Raw genomic sequence first — 529 nt, forward strand, 5'->3', positions numbered from 1 at the left:
TTGAAGTAGAAGCAAAAGTGCCAAGCGTTGTGAATCCATCTTAAATTGCTTGTTAGTTGCGAGCCAAACATTTCTGGTAGAACACTTTATCTACGCCTTGTCGTGGATAGTCAGTATATCGACCAACCTCGCTATACCCATGCTGTTCATAAAACTTTGGTGCTTGGAAGGTATACGTATCCAAGAACACGTTCATTACACCACGATTCTTGGCTTCTAGTTCGGCAAGTTGGAGTAGCTTCGTTCCATACCCTGAACCACGGAGTGGCTTTGATAACCAAAGATAGTTCACATGGAGAGTTGTAAATAATAGGTTCCCTATTAATCCACCAAGAATTTTACCGTCCTCATTTCGAACGAAATAACCCACGGTATTCTCATCAAGATCAGGGAAATGTGGTTCATTAAATACTGATAAACCATTGTAAATTTCTGATATTTCTTCCTCTGAGGGAGACACACTAAAATCGATATTCATTCTAACCTCAAACTCAATAGCAACTAACGCTCTGCTAAGCGGCAAATAAAC

At 40.1% G+C, this 529-nt stretch carries 1 protein-coding gene; it reads right to left on the bottom strand.

Annotation, left to right across the window (positions count from 1 at the left end; translation table 11 throughout):
• Positions 1–52 precede the first annotated feature (52 nt).
• On the bottom strand, positions 53–529 hold a 477-nt coding region (locus A1QO_RS06405), incomplete at its 5' end, for a GNAT family N-acetyltransferase (protein WP_017041176.1).

This window comes from Vibrio genomosp. F10 str. ZF-129, assembly GCF_000287055.2.
Taxonomy (GTDB): domain Bacteria; phylum Pseudomonadota; class Gammaproteobacteria; order Enterobacterales; family Vibrionaceae; genus Vibrio.